Origin of the sequence: Mesorhizobium sp. M7A.F.Ca.CA.001.10.2.1, assembly GCF_003998575.1 — a bacterium.
Lineage (GTDB): Bacteria > Pseudomonadota > Alphaproteobacteria > Rhizobiales > Rhizobiaceae > Mesorhizobium.
Map to the genome: position 1 here is coordinate 1 of NZ_RZQY01000034.1, position 19,785 is coordinate 19,785.

At 64.2% G+C, this 19,785-nt stretch carries 17 protein-coding genes; 8 read left to right on the plus strand and 9 right to left on the minus strand.

What is annotated here, in order from left to right:
- Window positions 1–1,685, plus strand: a 1,685-nt coding sequence (gene pheT, locus EN964_RS04235; protein WP_127276187.1) for a phenylalanine--tRNA ligase subunit beta, incomplete at its 5' end; no start/stop codon positions are given.
- A gap of 78 nt (window positions 1,686–1,763) precedes the next feature.
- Here pheT and EN964_RS04240 read toward each other — a convergent pair.
- Complete coding sequence (locus EN964_RS04240) at window positions 1,764–4,244, minus strand: autotransporter domain-containing protein (protein ID WP_164775724.1); 2,481 nt, start codon at window positions 4,242–4,244, stop codon at window positions 1,764–1,766.
- Window positions 4,245–4,517: 273 nt separating this feature from the next.
- On the opposite strand from EN964_RS04240, the gene EN964_RS04245 reads away from it, so the two are divergent.
- Window positions 4,518–5,120 carry a nucleotidyltransferase family protein gene (locus tag EN964_RS04245; protein WP_127266809.1) on the plus strand — a complete coding sequence of 201 codons (603 nt, stop codon included), beginning with the start codon at window positions 4,518–4,520 and terminating at the stop codon, window positions 5,118–5,120.
- A gap of 110 nt (window positions 5,121–5,230) precedes the next feature.
- On the opposite strand, the gene EN964_RS04250 is transcribed toward EN964_RS04245, so the two are convergent.
- Complete coding sequence (locus EN964_RS04250) at window positions 5,231–6,226, minus strand: aldo/keto reductase (protein WP_127266810.1); 996 nt, start codon at window positions 6,224–6,226, stop codon at window positions 5,231–5,233.
- A gap of 96 nt (window positions 6,227–6,322) precedes the next feature.
- On the opposite strand from EN964_RS04250, the gene EN964_RS04255 reads away from it, so the two are divergent.
- From EN964_RS04255 to EN964_RS04275, 5 genes are all read left to right on the plus strand, one after another.
- On the plus strand, window positions 6,323–7,213 hold the full coding sequence (locus EN964_RS04255; RefSeq protein WP_127266811.1) for a LysR family transcriptional regulator: 891 nt from the start codon (window positions 6,323–6,325) through the stop codon (window positions 7,211–7,213).
- 56 nt (window positions 7,214–7,269) lie between these two features.
- The gene (locus EN964_RS04260) at window positions 7,270–7,842 is read left to right on the plus strand and encodes a cytochrome b (protein ID WP_127266812.1); all 573 of its coding nucleotides are present in this window, start codon (window positions 7,270–7,272) and stop codon (window positions 7,840–7,842) included.
- A 68-nt stretch (window positions 7,843–7,910) separates the two neighbouring features.
- Window positions 7,911–8,486 carry a YceI family protein gene (locus EN964_RS04265; RefSeq protein WP_127266813.1) on the plus strand — a complete coding sequence of 192 codons (576 nt, stop codon included), beginning with the start codon at window positions 7,911–7,913 and terminating at the stop codon, window positions 8,484–8,486.
- Between the two features lie 69 nt (window positions 8,487–8,555).
- Window positions 8,556–9,542, plus strand: a complete 987-nt coding sequence (locus tag EN964_RS04270; RefSeq protein ID WP_127266814.1) for a Gfo/Idh/MocA family protein — start codon at window positions 8,556–8,558, stop codon at window positions 9,540–9,542.
- A gap of 40 nt (window positions 9,543–9,582) precedes the next feature.
- Window positions 9,583–11,241: an FAD-binding dehydrogenase gene (locus EN964_RS04275; RefSeq protein ID WP_127270179.1), complete on the plus strand. Its 1,659-nt coding sequence runs from the start codon at window positions 9,583–9,585 to the stop codon at window positions 11,239–11,241.
- A gap of 35 nt (window positions 11,242–11,276) precedes the next feature.
- On the opposite strand, the gene EN964_RS04280 is transcribed toward EN964_RS04275, so the two are convergent.
- The 7 genes from EN964_RS04280 to EN964_RS04315 form a co-directional block, all read right to left on the minus strand.
- On the minus strand, window positions 11,277–12,215 hold the full coding sequence (locus EN964_RS04280) for an alpha/beta hydrolase (protein ID WP_127270026.1): 939 nt from the start codon (window positions 12,213–12,215) through the stop codon (window positions 11,277–11,279).
- A 217-nt stretch (window positions 12,216–12,432) separates the two neighbouring features.
- A complete protein-coding gene (locus tag EN964_RS04290; protein WP_127270028.1) occupies window positions 12,433–13,215 on the minus strand; it encodes a carnitinyl-CoA dehydratase in 783 nt (260 codons plus the stop codon).
- Window positions 13,208–15,286 (minus strand): acetate--CoA ligase family protein, encoded by a 2,079-nt coding sequence (locus EN964_RS04295; protein ID WP_127270181.1) that lies wholly within the window; start codon window positions 15,284–15,286, stop codon window positions 13,208–13,210. Before EN964_RS04295 ends, EN964_RS04290 begins: the two co-directional genes overlap by 8 nt.
- Window positions 15,287–15,289: 3 nt before the next feature.
- Window positions 15,290–16,453: an acyl-CoA dehydrogenase family protein gene (locus tag EN964_RS04300; RefSeq protein WP_127269386.1), complete on the minus strand. Its 1,164-nt coding sequence runs from the start codon at window positions 16,451–16,453 to the stop codon at window positions 15,290–15,292.
- Window positions 16,454–16,457: 4 nt separating this feature from the next.
- On the minus strand, window positions 16,458–17,561 hold the full coding sequence (locus EN964_RS04305) for a carnitine 3-dehydrogenase (RefSeq protein ID WP_127269385.1): 1,104 nt from the start codon (window positions 17,559–17,561) through the stop codon (window positions 16,458–16,460).
- Entirely contained in the window at window positions 17,558–18,187 is a 630-nt protein-coding gene (locus EN964_RS04310) for an HD domain-containing protein (RefSeq protein WP_127269384.1), read from the minus strand. The genes EN964_RS04305 and EN964_RS04310 overlap by 4 nt, the downstream gene beginning before the upstream one ends.
- A 22-nt stretch (window positions 18,188–18,209) precedes the next feature.
- Window positions 18,210–19,127 (minus strand): 3-keto-5-aminohexanoate cleavage protein, encoded by a 918-nt coding sequence (locus EN964_RS04315; RefSeq protein ID WP_127269383.1) that lies wholly within the window; start codon window positions 19,125–19,127, stop codon window positions 18,210–18,212.
- 76 nt (window positions 19,128–19,203) lie between these two features.
- Between EN964_RS04315 and EN964_RS04320 the strand changes: the two genes are divergently transcribed.
- A partial coding sequence (locus EN964_RS04320; RefSeq protein ID WP_164775725.1) for an AraC family transcriptional regulator occupies window positions 19,204–19,785 on the plus strand: 582 nt, incomplete at its 3' end.

Genomic DNA, 19,785 nt, shown 5'->3' on the forward strand with positions numbered 1-19,785 from the left:
GGCTGAGGCCGATCAGCGCGCTGGTCGACATCACCAATTACGTCACCTTCGACCGCGGCCGCCCGCTGCATGTGTTCGACGCCAGCAAGGTTGCCGGCAATCTCGTCGTGCGCCGCGCGCGCGATGGTGAAAAGGTGCAGGCGCTCGATGGCCGCGAATACACGCTGACGCCGGAAATGTGCGTCATCGCGGATGACAACGGCGTCGAGTCCATCGCCGGCATCATGGGCGGCGAGCATTCGGGCTGCGACGAGAACACATCAGATGTGCTGATCGAATCCGCCCTTTGGGATCCGATCACCACGGCGCGCACCGGCCGCACGCTCGGCATCATCACCGACGCGCGTTACCGTTTCGAGCGCGGGGTGGACCCCGAATTCATGGTTCCCGGCGTCGAGCTGGCAACGAAACTGGTGCTCGATTTCTGCGGCGGCACGCCGACCGAAATGGAAGTCGTCGGTTATGCCGGCCACAAGTCGAAGATCGTTTCCTTCCCGCTTTCGGAAGTGAAGAGGCTGACCGGCATCGAGGTTCCCAAGGCGGAAAGCCTCGACATCCTGTCGCGCCTCGGCTTCAAGCCGGAGGGATCGGGCGATGTGGTCAATGTCGCCGTGCCGTCCTGGCGCCCCGACGTCGACGGCAAGGCAGACCTGGTCGAGGAAGTCATGCGCATCCATGGTGTCGACAACATCGCACCGCAGCCGCTCGGTGCGCATGACGCGGTCAATGCAAGGATCCTCACCACGCTGCAGGTCCGTACCCGCACCGCCAAGCGCGCGCTTGCCGTGCGCGGCATGATGGAAGCCGTCACCTGGTCGTTCATTCCGGCCAAGCACGCCGAGCTGTTCGGCGGCGGCCAGACCGCGCTGAAGCTCGCCAACCCGATCGCCGCCGACATGTCCGACATGCGGCCGTCGCTGCTGCCGGGCCTGATTGCTGCTGCCCAGCGCAATGCCGACAAGGGCATCGGCGACGTGGCGCTGTTCGAAGTCTCGGGCACCTATGAGGGCGACGGCGCCGACCAGCAGCGGCGCGTGGCCGCCGGCGTGCGCCGCGGCACCGCCAAGCTCGACGGCTCAGGCCGCAACTGGGCCGGCAATTCGGGTGCGGTCGGCGTGTTCGACGCCAAGGCCGACGCGATCGCCGCACTGGAAGCCTGCGGTGCGCCTGTCGACCGGCTGCAGATCGAGGCCGGCGGCCCGGCCTGGTATCATCCCGGCCGTTCCGGCACGATCAAGCTCGGTCCGAAAACCGTGCTCGGCACCTTCGGCGAATTCCACCCGAAGACGCTGGAAGGCCTCGATGTTTCCGGCCCGCTGTGCGGCTTCGAAGTGTTTGTCGATGCCGTGCCCGAGCCGAAGGCCAAGCCGACGAAAACCAAGCCGAAACTGGAACTGTCCCCCTTCCAGGCGGTCAAGCGCGACTTCGCTTTCGTCGTCGACAAAACGGTCGAGGCCGGCACGCTGGTGCGCGCGGCGCTCGCCGCCGACAAGAAGCTCATCACCGCCGTCTCGGTCTTCGACATCTTCGAAGGCGCTTCGCTGGGCGAGGGCAAGAAATCGATCGCCATCGAAGTGTCGATCCAGCCGGTTGAAAAGACACTGACCGACGAGGATTTCGAGGCACTGGCCAAGCGTATCGTCGAGAATGTCGGCAAGCAGGCCGGTGGCGTTCTGAGGACGTAGCGCCCAAGGCGACTGAACTGTTAGCGATGGGGCTGCTCATCCGTCTACGGGACGGATAAGCAGCCGTTGCCGCAATGGTCAGAACCCGCCGCCGACCCTCAGGCCAAAGGCATGGCTGTAGCTGTCTTGAAAGCCGATTGTGCCGCGATAATCGAGCCCGATGGATAACCCTTGGTGCAGCAGCAGATCGGCGCCCAGGCCGATCATCACCTGGTCACTCGCCAAAGGCTGCGTCTGGAAGCCATAGACAAGGCCATCCGGACTATCCGCGTAGCGGATATCGACGTCGCTCGAGCCGGAGAATTCGTGAGTGTATTCAAACCGGAAGCGTGGTGTGAAGACGCCGAGGGCCACCGGCATGTCATAGCCGCCGGCAAGGCCAAGCGTGCCGCCGAGGCTGTCGACGCTCTGCTTGCCGAAGCTCAGCGAATAGATGCCTGCTCCGGTTTCGGTAAACGCGTCGAGGCTCGAAGAGGATGTCGTCAACCTGGCGAACGGAGTGAGTCGCAGCCCGCCGACGCTATGATCGAAACCGGCAGTCAGCGAGCCGAAAATCTGGTCGCCGTCACGCTGACCGTCGGCAAAGCCGCCAACACTTGTCACGAAGCGCTTCGAATCGAAGCTGAACGAACCGTAGCCGGCCAGGGCATCGAGAAACAGGTTTTCGGCCGGGCGATAGCTTGCATAGAGCGTCGCGCTGTAGGCCTCGCCGGAACTCTCGGTGCCATTGCCGCCAATGTCGCTGTCGTCGCTGGAGTAGCCGACGGCCAGACCGGCGACGAAACGGTCGTTGAAACGGTAGTCGATGCCGGTGGTCATGTTGATCGAAACGGAGTCCCGCTCCGCGCTATCATCAGGCGAACTATGGCCGAGATCGATGTGGCCGCCGGCCCACAAGCCGAAGCCCAGCTTTGCCGCTTCGCCCCCACAATCGGATCCGTCTGGAAAGTCGACGCTGGCGGCATTGCCATCGGCGCCTTGGCCAGACAGTTCGAGCCCATTCGCAAAGGCCTTGCGGCACGCCTCGCTTCGCAAAGCGCCCATGCGATGGTTGATATTGTCTGTCTGCCCGGCGGCGAATTGCTGCACCGCTTGCGCCTGGGCATTGAGCAGCCCGGCGACCTCCGGATCGTCGGAGGGGTCCGGCCGCGTGGTGACGGTGATGGTCACCGTGGCCGGATCGGAAACGCCGCCGGGGCCGGTCAGTGTGTACGTTACGATGACGGTGCCTGAAAACACCGGCGAGGACGCGAAGGTCAGTAGGTAGTTGGGCGCGCCGGACAGCGTCGCCGTGCCGCCCTCGGCGGGGGCGCTGGACATGATCGCCGCGGCGCTGAATGGTTCGCCGGTAGCACCCGGCGTCAACGGCAGCGAAGCTGACATGCCGGCAACGATCGTCATGGTCAGTGACGGCGCCGTCGGTCGGGGCGCCGCAGCGATGTCCAGCGTATACTCGCGCCTTGCCCTGTTCTCGGAGGTGTCGAACACATCGACGGCAAAGGCAAATGATCCGCTCTCGGTCGGCGTGCCGCCGAGTGTGCCATCGGTTGCGAGCGAAACGCCTTCGGGCAGATTTCCGATGATCCGCTGAAACGTGTAAGGCGCGCCCACACCGCCGGTTGCGGTCAGCATCTGGCTATAGGGCTGCCCAACCTGGCCATTGGGCAAAGCTGCCGGTGAAATTACGATGGGCGGGCCAGTGGTGATCGCAAGCGTGTAGTCGCGTTCGCCGTTGTTGCCGACATGGTCCGTCGCCCGAATCCTGAAACTGTAGACGCCGGGGACCGCTATGACCGGCCCGGAGAGGACGCCGGCACTGCTGAAGGCGACGGGCATGGAGCCCGAAACGATCGAGAACGTAAAGGGGCCGCCAGCACCACCCGAAGCCGTCAGCGCCTGGCTATAGGGCTGGCCAATCTGCGCGCCGGGCAAGGCAGCTGGTGAAATGACGACCGGGTTGTCCGCGATCACGATGGTGTAGTCGTGTTCGCCGCTGTTGCCGACATGGTCTGTCGCCCGGACCCTGAAACTGTAGACGCCGGGGGCGGCTATCACTGGCCCTGAGAGGACGCCGGCACTGCTGAAGGCGACGGGCATGGAGCCCGAAACGATCGAGAACGTGTAGGGACCGCCAGCGCCACCCGAAGCCGTCAGCGCCTGGTTATACGGCTGGCCAATCTGCCCGCCGGGCAACGCAGCAGGCGAAATCAAGACCGGGTTGTCCGCGATCACAATCGTGTAGTCGCGTGTGCCGGTGTTGCCGACCTGATCTGTCGCCAGGACTCTGAAATTATAGGTGCCGGGGGCGGCTATCACTGCCCCGGAGAGGACGCCGCCGCTGCTGAAGGAGACCGGCGTGACCCCCGAAGTGAGCGCGAACGTGTATGGCCCGCCAGCTCCGCCTGAAGCCATCAGCGTCCGATCATAGTGCTCACCAACTCTCCCATCCGGCAGCGTGGCCGGGGAAATCACGATCGGCTCCGCCGCAGCACTTGCATTGAGCGAGGCTGCGATCAGAACGCAGAAGGTCGCGGCAATCCAGAACCACTTCGCAGTCAATTTTGCCCTGTCGATCGGTCCTCTCGACGATGCTGCTGGCCAAACCGACGATATCTGCATGCCCAGGCTACCCCAGCCGGTGTGGAAAATTCCAATAGCAATCGTCCATGCCGGCAGATGGGCAGACGCGCATAGTCGTCAGATGACGAGGGTGGGGCTGTTTTAGGGCCAGGCCGAGCATCATGGTCCGGTCACGTTGCAATCTGGCCACATCTTTGGTGGCGCTATGGGCGAAGCATTGCGGATACTTGCCGAATCGCTCTCCAAAGGGCGATGGATCCTCTCTCCTATTCGGGCCTTCCTCTTGAAGAGCAGCGCGCGGCATTTCTCGCCATCGTGCTTGCCGACCCGCTGTTACGCGACGCGCTGGCGCGGGCTCGCACGCTCGACCTGCCGGACTGGCTGGTGGTTTCCGGCGCGCTCTACAACAGTGTTTGGAACCATCTGACCGGCAAGCCTTCGGGGTATGGCATCAGGGATGTCGACCTGTTCTACTTCGATGACAGCGACCTCTCCTACGAGGCCGAGGACGCCGTTATTCGCCGCGCGGAGAAGCATTTCGAAGGACTGCCGCTGCCGGTCGAGGTGCGCAATCAGGCGCGGGTGCATCTTTGGTATCCGCAGAAGTTCGGGTGGCCTTGCCCGCGCTATTCGAACGCCAGCGATCCCGTCTGCTATTTCGCGTCGAAGACGCACGCCGTCGGGGTTCGATACGATGCTGACGGGCAGCTGGTGTTGGTGGCGCCGTTCGGGCTGGATGATGTTTTTTCGTTCCGCATCACACCGAACCGGGTGATGGACAATCAGAAGACGCATGAGGCGAAGGGCAGACGCGCCCAGGAGTATTGGCCGGAGATCACTGTCGTGCCTTGGTAGGAAATGTCGGCAGGGCAGAGGGCGCGCTTCACGCCAGCGTCTCCCACCTTTTGCACCGCGCTGCGTACGAAAAGGGGGCGCCCGGCGCCCCTTTCGCTTACTCGCAGTTTTTACCCATTCACCAGCGCCAGCAACTCCTCAGTATAGCGCTTGCCCATAACCTTGTTGGGCGACAGCGCGTCACCAATAGCCTGCACCTCGGCCGCGCTTAGCTCGATGTCCGCCGCCGCCGTGTTCTGCTCCAGATGGCGTATCTTGCGCGCGCCGGGGATCGGTACGATGAAATCGCCCTGGTGCAGCACCCAGGCCAGCGCCAGCTGTGCCGAGGTCACGCCCTTTTCAACAGCCAGCTTTTCCAAGGTGGCGATGACAGCGGCGTTGGCTTCCATCGCCTCGGCCTGGAAGCGCGGCAAGGTCCGGCGCCAGTCGCCGTCGCTCAAGGCCTCGGGCTTGGCGATCGTGCCGGTCAGCAGCCCACGGCCGAGCGGGCTATAGGGAACGAAGCCGATGCCGAGCTCGCGGCAGACGGCGAACACCTCGTCTTCCGGGTCGCGGCTCCACAGCGAATATTCGCTCTGCACGGCCGATGCCGGATGCACGGCATGGGCCCGGCGAATGGTCGCGGCACTCGCCTCGGACAGGCCAAGCGCGCGCACCTTGCCCTCGCGCACCAGTTCGGCCATGGCGCCGACCGTATCCTCGATTGGCACGTTGGGGTCGACACGGTGCTGGTAGTAGAGGTCGATCACATCGGTGCCCAGCCGTTTCAGCGAGGCCTCGGCGACCGCTTTGACGTGCTCGGGGCGGCTGTCGACGCCCGCCATGCGGTCGAGGCCTGTACCTTCCTCCAGAATCCGGAAGCCGAATTTTGTCGCGATCGTCAGATGATCACGCACCGGCTTCAGCGCCTTGCCGAGCAGAATCTCGTTCTCGAAGGGGCCATAGACCTCCGCCGTGTCGAAGAAGTTGACGCCGATATCGACGGCGCGGTGCAGCGTGGCGATCGCATCGGCTTCCGCTTGGCCGCCATAGGCGAAGCTCATGCCCATGCAGCCGAGGCCGACGGGGTAGACGTTCAATTCAGTTCCTAGCTTGCGGGTTTGCATAACGCGTCTCCTTGTTGCGATGTGGGAGAAATAGCGCCTTGCCTTGTGTTCGATAATCGGCTTCCATCCGCACGGGCTGTACTAAAAGATAGATCAATGAATCGCGCGCATCTTTCCCAATTGGCCGTGCTGGCAACTGTCGCTCAATGCGGCAGCTTTCGGGGCGCCGCCAGGGAATTGGCCATCGCGCCTTCGGCTGTCAGCCACGCGGTATCCAGCCTGGAGGCGCGGCTTGGCGTTCGGCTGCTGGCGCGCAGCACACGCAGCGTCGCGCCGACCGAAGAAGGTGCGCAGTTGCTGGAGCGGTTGCGGCCGGCGCTGTCGGAGATCGACCTGGCGCTGGAGACGGCAATCGAGACGCGCGACCGGCCGGCCGGCAATCTGCGCCTGACCGTGCCGCGCACGGCAGCGCATTTGGCGCTGACGCCACGGCTGGGCGCCTTTGCGTCGGCCTATCCCGACATCGTGCTGGAGATCGTCATCGAGGACCGCTTCACCGACGTGGTGGAAGGCGGCTTCGATGCTGGCGTCCGGCTTGGCGAGAGCCTGCAGCGCGACATGATCGCGGTGCGCATCGGGCCGGACCTTCGCGGCGCGGTGGTCGGCGCCCCGGTCTATTTCGAGGTCAACCCCAAGCCGCGCCACCCGCGCGACCTGGCCGGCCACCGCTGCATCCGCTTCCGCTTCTCCAGCGGCATCCTCTACCGCTGGGAGTTCGAGAAAGGCCGCGAGACGATCGAGATGGCGGTGGAGGGACCGCTGATCCTCGACGAGGACCATCTGATCGCCCAGGCGGCGGTCGACGGCGCCGGGCTCGCCTTCGTCTTTGAGGACTATGTCCGCGCACCGCTCGCCGACGGCAGGCTGATCCGCGTGCTGGAGGACTGGTGCCCGCCCTTCGACGGCTTCTTTGTCTATTATCCGAGCCGCCGTCAGATGCGGCCAGCGCTCAGGGCCTTTGTCGATTTCTTCAAGGTGAGTGGATAAAGCGGGCTCGCCCCCCCTTGGTGGAAGATAACCGGCATCGCGGTCGTTCACCAACGATGCAAACATCGATCACCAACAGCACCACCCGCTATGGCTGGGGCGCGATCATTCTTCACTGGCTGATTGCGCTGATCTTCATCGGCCAGTTCGCTCTCGGCTTCGTCATGGTGCGGGTGACCAGCCAGCGCACCGCCTTCGAACTGATCCAGCTGCACAAATCCTTCGGCTTCCTGCTGCTCGGCCTGATCATCCTGCGCATCGTCTGGCGCTACGGCAATACAACGCCGGCGCTGCCGCGCTCGGTCGGGACTTTGGAACGTCGGGCGGCACCGTTGGCCCATTTTGCGCTCTACGCGTTCCAGCTTGCCTTGCCCTTGTCCGGGTGGGCGCTCGTGTCGGTCTCGATGCTGGAGATACCCAGCCTGCCGTTCAACCTGTTCGTCATGCCGAACCTGCCGCTGGCCGAATCGGATGGTGCCGAAAGCTTCTGGGCGGCGGCGCATTGGTATCTTGCCTATGCCGGCATGGCGCTTGTGGCTCTCCACGTTGCGGCGGCACTGCGGCATCATTTCCAGCTCAGGGATGGCGTGCTCATGCGCATGATCACGCCTTCGTCAGATCCGGAATAGAGCGAGCGGTTCATTCGTTCATGGAGTGAGGGCGCAGGAATGCGCTGCCTCCAACAAGGAACATCCCCATGTACACGCGCATCCTCGGATTTGCGGCGGTCGCCGCTTGCCTCGCCATGCCTGTTTCAGCGGCCGTCGCGCTTGGTGACGCCGCCGGCAGCTATTCGATCAGCCCGGCCAACTCCAGCATCCGCTTCTCCATCGGCAAGGTCGGCGGCGGCGGCCTGAATGGCGCCTTCGCCCGCTTCAAGGGCTCGATCCGCATCGACAACAGCGATGTCGGGCACTCGCAGGTCAATTTCACCATCTTTCCCGAAAGCGTTGGCACCGGCCAGAGCCGTATCGATGCCTTCCTGCGCTCCGACGCGGTGTTCGATGCCGCCAACAACCCGGAGATCCAGTTCCGCTCTACCAGCGTGACCCGAACCAGCGACACCACGGCCCTCGTCAGCGGCCGGCTGACGGCGCGCGGCAAGACGTTTCCGGAAAAGTTCATGGCCGAGCTTGGCGGTCTCAAGGCCGGGACGATCAAATTCCATGTCACCGGCAAGGTGCTGAGGTCGCGCTACGGCATGGATGTCGGCACGCCAATCTATTCCAACATCGTCGACTTCGACATGACGCTGACCGGCAAAAGGGGCTGACCCTCGTCATTGGCTTTTCCGGCGATTTCGGGCAAACCTCGTTGCCTGTAATTGTGATGGAGAAGCCTGATGTTCCGATGGGGTGTGTTGTCGACGGCCAAGATCGGCCGCGAGCATTTGTTGCCGGCGATGGTCGAGGCGGAGAACGGCGTGCTGTCGGCGATCGCCAGCCGTGACCTGTCGAAGGCCAAGGCGCTGGCCGAGCGCTTCGGCGCGCGCCATACCTTCGGCTCCTATGAGGAACTGCTTGCCTCCGACGAGGTCGATGGCGTCTACATCCCGTTGCCGACCTCGCAGCATGTCGAATGGGCGGCCAAGGCCATCGAAGCCGGCAAGCACGTGCTGGTCGAAAAGCCGCTGGCGCTCGACGCCAAGGACATCCTGCCGCTGATCAAGCTGCGCGACCAGAAAAAGGTGCTGGTCTGCGAGGCCTTCATGGTCATCTACCACCCGCAATGGATCAAGGTACGCGACCTCATCGCCAGCGGCGCCATCGGCCGGCTGCGCCATGTGCAGGGTGCCTTCTCCTACTACAATGTCGACCCCAGCAACATGCGCAACCAGCTCGATCTCGGCGGTGGTGCGCTGCCCGACATCGGCGTCTACCCGACCGTGTCGACGCGCTTTTCGACCGGCAAGGAGCCGCTGCGCGTGCAGGCGACGATCGAGCGCGACAAGACATTCGGCACCGACATCTACTCCTCGATCCGCGCCGATTTCGGCGACTTCGAGCTGTCGTTCTATCTGTCGACGCAGATGGCGGCGCGCCAGGTGATGGTGTTCCACGGCGAGAAGGGTTTCATCGAGCTGTTCTCGCCCTTCAATGCCGGGCTCTACGACCACCACCGCGTCGAACTGCACAACCAGAACCACACCGAGACGCAAGTGTTCCGCTTTCCCGGCACGCAGCAATACCGGCTGGAGGTCGAGACCTTCGCGCGTGCGGCACAGGGCGGCAAGGAGCGCGTCTTCACGCTGGAGGAATCCGTGCTCAACCAGAAAGTCATCGATGCCATCTTCCGCGCCGGCGGCAAAGAAGGCTGGGAGACAGTCTGACCCCTTGCATTGAAGTAGCCGGCTAATTCTGGGAGGAAAGATGGCTGACGATGCGGACGTGATCATTGTCGGCGCCGGTCTTGCAGGGCTGGTTGCCGCCGCCGAGCTTGCCGAGGCCGGCAAGAAAATCATCATTGTCGACCAGGAGCCGGAGCAGTCGCTGGGCGGTCAGGCGTTCTGGTCGTTCGGCGGCCTTTTCCTCGTCAATTCGCCCGAGCAGCGGCGCATGCGCATCCGCGATTCGCATGACCTGGCGTTGGAAGACTGGCTGGGCACCGCGGCTTTCGATCGGCCGGAGGATTTCTGGCCGCGCAAATGGGCGGAAGCCTATGTCGGTTTCGCCGCCGGCGAGAAACGCTCCTGGCTGATGCAGCGCGGCCTGAAATTCTTTCCTGTGGTCGGCTGGGCCGAGCGGGGCGGCGGCAATGCAATCGGCCACGGCAATTCGGTGCCGCGCTTTCACATTACCTGGGGCACCGGCCCCGGTGTGCTCGAACCGTTCGCCCAGCGCGTGCGCGAGGCCCAAAAGCGCGGATTGATCAGTTTCAAATTCCGCCACCGCGTCAATGAACTGACGCGGACGGGTGCTGTTGTGACAGGTGTGCGTGGCGACATCCTGCAGCCCAGCGATGTCGAGCGCGGCCACAAGAGTTCGCGCGAAATATCAGGCGATTTCGAGCTTCACGCGCAAGCGGTGATCGTCGCCTCCGGCGGCATCGGCGCCAACCATCAACTGGTGCGGGAGAATTGGCCCAAACGGCTGGGCGCCGCACCGAAGCGCATGATCACCGGCGTGCCCGATCATGTCGACGGCCGCATGCTGGCGATCACGGAACGGGCCGGCGGTTCGATCATCAACCGTGACCGCATGTGGCACTATGTCGAGGGCATCAAGAATTGGGCGCCGGTCTGGACCGATCATGCGATCCGCATCCTGCCCGGCCCGTCATCGCTGTGGCTCGATGCGCGCGGCAAGCGCCTGCCGATGCCGCTCTATCCCGGTTTCGACACGCTGGGCACGCTCTCCCACATCATGAGCACCGGCTTCGATTATTCCTGGTTCATCCTGACCAAAAAGATCATCCAGAAGGAGTTCGCGCTGTCGGGCTCCGAGCAGAACCCCGATTTGACCGGCAAGAGCTGGCGCCAGGTGCTCGGCCGCGCCACATCGGGCATTCCGGGCCCGGTCAAGGCGTTCATGGAGAAGGGCGAGGATTTCATCGTCGAGGCCGACTTGCCGACGCTGGTCGCGCGCATGAACGCGCTGGCCGGCGGCGAGCCGCTTCTTGAGGTAGCCCAGGTCGAGCGCGAAATGCGCGCCCGCGACCGGCAGCTCAACAACCCGTTCTCCAAGGACATGCAAATCACCGCTCTGCGCGGGGCGCGCGCCTATCTCGGCGACCGGCTGATCCGCACGGCCAAGCCGCACAAGATGCTCGATCCGGCAAACGGCCCGCTGATAGCGGTGCGCCTCAACATCCTGACCCGCAAGACGCTGGGCGGCCTGCAGACCGATCTCGACAGCCGCGTGCTGGGTGCCGATGGCCAGCCTGTTGCGGGACTCTACGCCGTCGGCGAAGCCGCCGGTTTTGGCGGCGGCGGTGTGCATGGTTATGCGGCGCTTGAGGGCACCTTCCTCGGCGGCTGCATCTTTTCCGGCCGCAGCGCCGGTCGTGCGGCGGCCGCTTCGGTGGGATGAGCCGGGGCCGGTCGGTCCTCAGAGTCCAGCCGCGATCACCAGCGCCAATCGCCCTGTCCAAGCGCGGTCACCGCATCGACGATCCGGGTGAAGCTTGCGCGGGCGCGGCCGACCGTGTGCCGGCCTCGGAGATAACCATGCACCAGCCCCGTTTCCTCGAACCAGGTTGCGCGTCCGCCCGCCGCCACGACCAGGTCGTGATAGCTCTCGCCATCCGACGACAGCGGGTCGCACTCGGCGGTGATCAGTACTGTCGGCGGCAGGTTGGAGAAGTCGGTGTCGGCGAGCGGCGACAGCGTGATGTCCCCGGTCCTATCCACGCCGCTGGTGCGGATGTGCTTGTAGAATTCGAGATCGCGCACGGTCAGCATCGGCGCTTCGGCGTGCTTGACATAGGAGCCTTTCGCGCGGTCTCCGCCGAGGCCGGGATAGATCAGCACCTGGCCAAACGGCCTTTTCGAACGGTCACGCGTGGCGTGACTGACGGCGGCGCAGAGATTGCCGCCGGCGCTGTCGCCGCACAGCACGATAGAATGATCGCGATTGGCGGCGGCCCATTCGAAGGCGCTCATCGCATCGTCGAAGGCCGCCGGATGCAGATGCTCCGGCGCCAGCCGATAATCGACCGAGACCACCTCATAGCCGGTGCGGGCACAGAGCTCGGCGCAGACATCGTCGTGGCTGTCCAGCCCACCGAGGATGAAGCCGCCGCCATGGACATAGAGCACCGTCACCGCAGCTTTGTGTGTGCTTCGGTAGGTGCGGATCGGGATGTCGTGCGTGGGCGTCGCAATGGCTGAGGTTTCGACCGCCACGCCTTCGGGATAGCCGGCAAAGAATTCGCGGCACATGCGGTCATAGATCCCGCGCTGCTGCGCGATCGTGTAGTCGATCGTGTCGGGCGGATAGTAAGAATTGGTCCGCTCTATGAACGCCCAGGTCTCGGCGTCGATGAGGGTTTTGTAATCGGTCATGGGTGCTGGAAAGGCGCCCAAGGCTGAGCCAGGGCGCCCCCCTCTGTCCTGCCGGACATCTCCCCCTCAAGGGGGGAGATCGGATGTTGCGAAAACTTTCGCCAACCTTCTGCGTCGCAAGAAGAGTGCAGAGATCGAAGCTGCCAATCTCCCCCCTTGAGGGGGAGATGGCCGGCAGGCCAGAGGGGGGTAAGCGCCATCGTTCCGGCGGTATCCACTACTTCCCCTTCCAAACCGGCTCACGCTTCTCCGCAAAAGCGCGAAAACCCTCCATGCCATCCTCGGAGCCGTAGAGGGCATCGACCGTCGGCAGCTGGCGGCGGGTCACCTTGTTCATGGCGTCCTGGAAGGTCAGCGCCTCGGCCACACGCGCGGTCTCCTTGATCGCTGCAAAGACCAGCGGCGGGCCGCCTGCGAGCAGCCGGGCGATCTCCCAGACACGGTCCTCGAGCTTCTCCTTGGGCAGCACTTCGTTGACCAGGCCCCAGCGATGCGCCTCGGCCACATCCATCCAGCGGCCGGTCAGCAGAAGGTCCATGGCGACATGGTAGGGGATGCGCTTCGGCAGTTTGATCGTTGCCGCGTCGGCCAGCGTGCCGGCGCGGATTTCGGGGAGCGCGAAGGAGGAATGATCGGAGGCATAGATGAGGTCGCAGGACAGCGCCAGCTCGAAGCCGCCGCCGACCGCCATGCCGTTGACGCAAGCGATCACCGGCTTGTTGAGGTCGCGCAATTCTTGCAGCCCGGCAAAGCCGCCGACGCCATAGTCGCCATCGACGGCATCGCCGCCGGCAGCGGCTTTGAGGTCCCAGCCGGCACAGAAGAACTTGTCGCCGGCGGTCTTGACGATGGCGACGCGCAATTCCGGATCGTCTCGGAATGCCTTGAAGGTCTCACCCATCAGCCGAGAGGTCTTCAGGTCGATGGCGTTGGCTTTGGGCCGGTCGAGGGTGACCTCGAGGATGGTGCCCTCGCGGCGGGTCGAAATGACGTCAGACATTCTTGTTCTCTCCCAGCACCAGCAGTGCGTCGGCGATCCAGGCGCCCTTGCCTTCGCTGCAGACGATCAGCGGGTTGATGTCGAGTTCCTCGATCTCACCGGCATTCTGCTGCACGAAGGCGGCAATGCCCGAAATGGCATCGATGGCAGCCGCGACATCGGCTTTTGGCCGGCCGCGATAGCCCTCGAGCAGCGGGAACAGTTTCAGGCCGCGCAGCGCCGCCTCGATATCGTCGCGCGTCGCCGGCAGCATCAGCGTGACGCTGTCGCGCAACAATTCGACCAGCACGCCGCCGGTGCCCAAGGTCATCACCGCACCGAACATCGGGTCGCGGGTGAAGCCGACGATGAGCTCGGCGACACCGTCGCGCACCATGCGCTCGACATAGAGCCCGGTGCCGAGCGGCAAGAGGTCATGCGCCGCGGTGCTGACGGATTCGGCATCCCTGAGGTTGAGCCTGACGGCGCCAACTTCGGATTTGTGGCTGACGCCGAGCGCCTTCAGTGCGACGGGAAAGCCGAGCGCCATCGACGAAATCACCGCCTCGACCGCATTGGCGGCCCGTTCGCCTTTCGGCACCGGCAGGCCGGCCTTGATCAGCCGCGATTTTGCTTCGGCCTCGTCGGGCGTGACATGGTCGCCACCAGGCGCACCGGCAGCAGAAGTGTCGATCGGCTGCGCCTGCGGTTCGGCCCAAGCCCAGCCGATGAAGGCCGCCGCCCCGGCGGCATCCATGGCTTCCGAAATGCCGAACAACGGCACCATGCCGCGCGCCATCAGTTCGGCGGTGTACTCCTCCGGCAGGTTTTCCGGCAGCGACGAGACGATCGCGCCATGCGCCTTGTTGGTCTTCAGCGCCGATTCGAAGGCGCGCAGCGTCGCCCACCAATCGGTGACCGAACAACGATCAGGTCGCGGAAAATCCAGCACCAGCATGTTGAGGTCGAAGCCGCCCGACACCATTGCGGTGAAGGTGGCGGTCATCGCCGGCTCGTTGTTCCAGATGAAGGTGTGATAGTCCAAGGGATTGGCGACCGCGACCAGCGGCCCGAGCGTCGATTTGACATGGGCGCGGTGGCTGTCGGTCAGCACAGGGAAATTGACCCAGCGCCCTTCGGCGCTGTCGGCCATGACAGAGGCCTCGCCGCCGGAGCAGCTCATCGACGACAGCCTATAGCCGGGCAAAGGTCCGGTGATGTGCAGCAGCTTCAGCGCTTCGATGAAGGCGGGAATCGAATCGACACGCGCAATGCCGAGCCGCCGCAGGAACGCACCCGAGGCCGCATCCGAGCCGGCCAGCGACGCGGTATGCGAGACGGTCGCCTGCCTGGCCTGTTCGGAACGGCCGACCTTCATGGCGATGATCGGCTTTTTCAGCTCGCGCGCCCGTGCTGCCAGCCGCTCGAAGCCGGCTACCGAATCGAAAGCCTCGATGTGCAGGCCGAGCGACGTGACCCGCTCGTCCTCGATCAGGCCAAGCGCCATTTCGGACAGCCCGGTCTGCGCCTGGTTTCCGGCGGTCATCAGGAAAGCGATCGGCAGGCCGCGCCTTTGCATCGTCATGTTGATGGCGATGTTGGAGGACTGGGTGATGATGGCGACGCCCTTGCCGCCCTCGGCCAGTCTTATGCCGCCATGCTGGTCGGGCCACAGCAGCGCGCCGTCGGCATAATTGATCAGGCCGTAGCAATTCGGCCCGATGATCGGCATCGAGCCGGCTGCCGCAACCAGCTCGGCCTGCAGCCGCTCGCCGTCGTCGTCGTAGGCCTCGGTCTCAAGGAAGCCGGCGGCAAAGCAGACGGCGCCGCCGGCGCCGCGCTCGGCCAGCGCCTTGATCACCTCGATGGTCAAATGCCGGTTGACGCCGACAAAGGCGGCGTCCGGCGCGTCAGGCAAATCGGCGACCGAACGATAGGCCTTGCGGCCCGCGACCTCGTCCTTGGTCGGATGCACCGGCCAGATCTCGCCGGCAAAGCCCATCTTGATCGATTGCGCGACGACGGCCGCGGCCTGCGCACCGCCGAAGACGGCGATCGATTTCGGCCGCAGGAGACGCTCAAGTTTATGCATATGTTATGCCCCGAACGGACGCAGCAGCGCCCTTGAAATAATGTGGCGCTGGATCTCTGACGTGCCTTCCCAGATGCGCTCGACGCGCGCGTCGCGCCAGATGCGCTCCAGTGGCAAATCGTCCATCAGTCCCATGCCGCCATGAATCTGGATCGCCTCATCGGCAACGTATGCAAGCATCTCGGTGGCCTTCAGCTTGGCCATGGCCATGTCCTGATCGGTGACAGTGCCCTGATCGTACTTCCAGCCGGCTTCGAACACCATCAGGTCGGCGGCCTTCAATTCGGTCGCCATGTCGGCAAGCTTGAACGACACGCCCTGGAACTTGCCGATCTGCTGGCCGAACTGCTGGCGCTGCGCGGCATACTCGATGGCATGGCCAAGCGCCCGCTCGGCGCGGCCGAGGCAGGTGGCGCCGACCTGCAGCCGGGTGGCGCCGAGCCATGAATTGGCGACGTCGAACCCCTTGTGGACTTCGCCCAACACTTGGGCGGCGGGAAGCCGGCAATCGTCGAATTCGAGGATGGCGTTGGTGTAGCCGCGATGCGAGACGTTGCGGTAGCCATCGCGGACGGTGAAGCCCTTCGTCCCTTTGTCGACGAAGAATGCGGTGATCTTCTTGCGTTTGCCGCGCGGCGAATCCTCTTCGCCGGAAGCCATGAAAACGATGGCAAAGTCGGCGAGGTCGGCGTGGGAGATAAAATGCTTGGTGCCGTTGAGTACCCAGTCGTCGCCGTCCTGTACCGCCGTCGCCTTCATGCCGCGCAAATCGGAGCCTGCGCCCGGCTCGGTCATCGCCAGACAGTCCCATTTCTCGCCGCGGATGCAGGGGAACAGGTACTTTTCGCGCTGCTCCGGCGTGCCGGCCAAAAGGATGTTGGAGGGCCGCGCCACGCAGGTCCAGTGCAGCGCGTAATTGGCGCGGCCAAGCTCCTTTTCGTAGAGCAGCCAAGTCACCGTATCGAGGCCAGCACCGCCGACATCGGCCGGCATGTTGGCGGCATAGAGCCCGGCTTCGATCGCCTTGACCTTGATCTCCTCGATCAGGTCGCGGCGCAGCACGCCGGTGCGCTCGACCTCGCGCTCATGCGGGTAAAGCTCGTTCTCGACGAACGCACGCGTCGTCTCGACGATGAGCCTCTGTTCCTCCGACAGCCCGAAATCCATGCTCTCAGCCTTTCTTCTTGCCGGGCTTTTTCTTCGGCTTTTCGGCTTTCTTGACCGGTTTCAAGGCTTTGGCCTTCTCGGCAGCCTTGGAGGCCGTGGGCTTCTTCGCCGCCAGCTTGGCCAGCTGCCTGGTATAGTCCTTGTGCAGGGCGCCGGCGCCCCAGCCCTTGCCTTTGTTCTGCTTCGACAGCGCATCCATGATGGCGACCAGATTGTCGTCGCGGATTTTTTCCAGCTCGCGGATCGACAGCCCATGCGCCTGGTCGTCCGACTGCGTGGCGATCAGGTCGACCAGTTCGTCGTTGAACTCCGGCACATCCATCAGCTTGGTCCATGGCCATTTCAGGCAGGGCCCGAACTGCGCCATGAAGTGGCGCATGCCGGCCTCGCCACCGGCGACGCGATAGACCTGGAACATGCCCATCTGCGCCCAGCGCAGGCCGAAGCCATAGCGCATGATGTCGTCGAGTTCCTCGACCGTGCAGATGCCGTCCTTGATCAGCCACAGCGCCTCGCGCCATGCCGCTTCGAGCAGGCGGTCGCCGACGAAGGCCTCGATCTCCTTGCGGATGACGACCGGCTTCATGCCGATCGAGGCATACATCTCCTTGGCGACCTCGATCGCCTCGGGAAAGGTCTGCTCGCCGCCCACGATCTCGACCAGCGGCAGGAGATAGACCGGGTTGAACGGATGGCCGACGACCAGCCGCTCCGGATGCTTCTTCATCGCCACCTGCATGTCGGTTGGCTTGATGCCGGAGGTCGAGGAACCGACAATCGCATTGGCCGGCGCGTGGGTATCGATCTCGGCGAGCACCCGGTGCTTGAGGTCGAGCCGTTCCGGCACGCTTTCCTGAATGAAATCGGCATCGGCCACTGCCTCGGCGATGGTCTTGGCAAAGGTCAGCTTGCCCTCTTTCGGCAAACCGCCGGGTACCATCTGCTTGTAGGCGCGGCGCGCGCCCTTCATCACTTCGCCGACCTTGCGCGACGCCTCGGGATCGGGATCGAAGATCGACACGTCGATGCCGTTGAGCAGCAGCCGCGCCACCCAGCCGGCGCCGATGACGCCGCCACCGATGGCGGCTGCCTTGTTGATGATGCTCATGCGGAAGCTCCGGTTCTGGTCATGGCGGTTGTGGGATCTATGAGCGGCACGCGTTCGCCGGCGCGGATCACGGACGGGTCGTATGCCTTGCGGGCGAAGACTTCGAGGACGAAGGGCCGGAAGAATTCGATCGGCAGCGTGTCATAATCGGGGTCGAAGCTGGACTGGTCCCAGCGTTCGCAAAACTGGTCGCAATCGTCGAAATAGGCGTGGCCGGCAAAGCGGTCGCGCGCATGGCGGTTACCGCCGAGGTGATGGGCATAGTAGAGCCGCTGGAAGTCGCCATGTTTCTCCACCACCCAAGTGCATTGTTCGCGCACGAAGGGTTTGAGGATCGAAGCGGCATATTCATCGTGATTGTAAGGCGCATAGATGTCGCCGATGTCGTGCAGTAGCGCGCAGGCGATCCAGTCGGTGTCGGCGCCGTCGCGCCAGGCACGCGTCGCCGCCTGCAGCGAATGGCCGAGCCGGGTGATCTTGTAGCCCGATAGGCCCGCGTCGAGCTGCACCAGCGCGTCGAGCAGCCGCTCGCCGGTCCTGGCCGCGTAGTCGATCTCATGCGCGGTCAGGAACTCGTAGTCGTCCCGGTCGCCATCCTTCATTGCGGTGAATTTTACGGTAGTCATGCCGACCCTCCCGACGAATAATTCATGCCGCGATCGGCGCCCGCTTGGTGAGGTTGAGCTTCTGCCGTACCTCTTCCGGCCCAAGAATCCTGGCGCCGAGATTGGTGACGATGCTGGCGGCGCGCTCGACCAACTGCGCATTGGTCGCCAGTACGCCCTTGTCGAGCCATAGATTGTCTTCCAGCCCGACGCGGACATTGCCGCCGGCCAGCACCGCCGCAGCAGCATAGGCCATCTGGTTGCGGCCGATGGCAAAGGCCGACCAGTTCCAGGTCGACGGCACATTGTTGACCATGGCCATGAAGGTGTTGAGGTCGTCCGGCGCCCCCCACGGCACGCCCATGCAGAGCTGCACCAGCGCATCGGGGTTGAGCACCTTTTCCTCGACCAGCTGCTTGGCGAACCACAAATGGCCAGTGTCGAAGGCCTCGATCTCCGGCTTGACGCCAAGCGCCGTCATCATGCCGCCCATGGCGCGCAGCATGCCTGGCGTGTTGGTCATGACATAGTCGGCCTCGGCGAAATTCATGGTGCCGCAGTCGAGCGTGCAGATTTCCGGCAGGCATTGGCGCACATGTTCCATGCGGTTGGTGGCGCCGCCCATGTCGGTGCCTTTTTCGTTGAGCGGCAACGGCGCTTCCGGCGATCCGAACACCATGTCGCCGCCCATGCCGGCGGTCAGGTTCAGCACGACGTCGACATTGGCCTCGCGGATGCGCTCGGTCACTTCGCGGTAGAGATGCACATCGCGCCTGGGCTTGCCGGTCTCGGGATCGCGGACGTGGCAGTGCACGATTGCGGCGCCAGCCTTGGCCGCGTCGATGGCCGAATCGGCGATCTGCTTTGGCGAGCGCGGCACATGAGGGCTGCGGTCCTGCGACCCGCCGGACCCGGTCACGGCACAGGTAATGAAGACCTCACGGTTCATCGCAAGCGGCATAGAACTCTCCTCCGAAAGAACAGTCCACAACAATGCCCGACTTGCCGGAAACTGTTTTGCGTTTTACGAAGCTTCCATGACGAAAAGCGAAAAACCGACGATCTTTCGTGCCGAGCGTCTGCCGCTCAAGGTGACGCTGCTGGTGTTTTCCGGCTCGTCGATCATGTGCGTGGCATCCGCCGTCGATCCACTGCGCGCCGCCAACCGCATCTCCGGCGAGACCCTGTTCGATTTTCGGCTGGTCTCGGTGACCGGCGAGGCTCCGGTCACCACATGCGGCCTGCCGGTGGCGGTCGGCGGCCGCTTCGATGCGGCTGAGCCGACCGACGTTCTTGTCGTTGTCGCCGGCTTCGGCACCCAGAACTATGCAACCTCGGCTCTGTTGTCGGGCCTGCGCCGGGCCGCACGCACGGCGCGTGCTTGCGGCGGTGTCGAGGCCGGCACCTGGCTGGTGGCACGCGCCGGCCTGCTGGAAGGGCGCAGCGCCACCACCCACTGGGAGGACATGGAGGATTTTTCCTCGGCCTTCCCTGGCGTCGATGTCCGCCCGGACCGCTATGTCATCGACGGGCCAGTGTTCACCTCGGGCGGCGCGTCACCGACCTTCGACCTGATGCTGCATCTCATCCGCACGCGGCTCGGTATGGCGGTGGGCCTC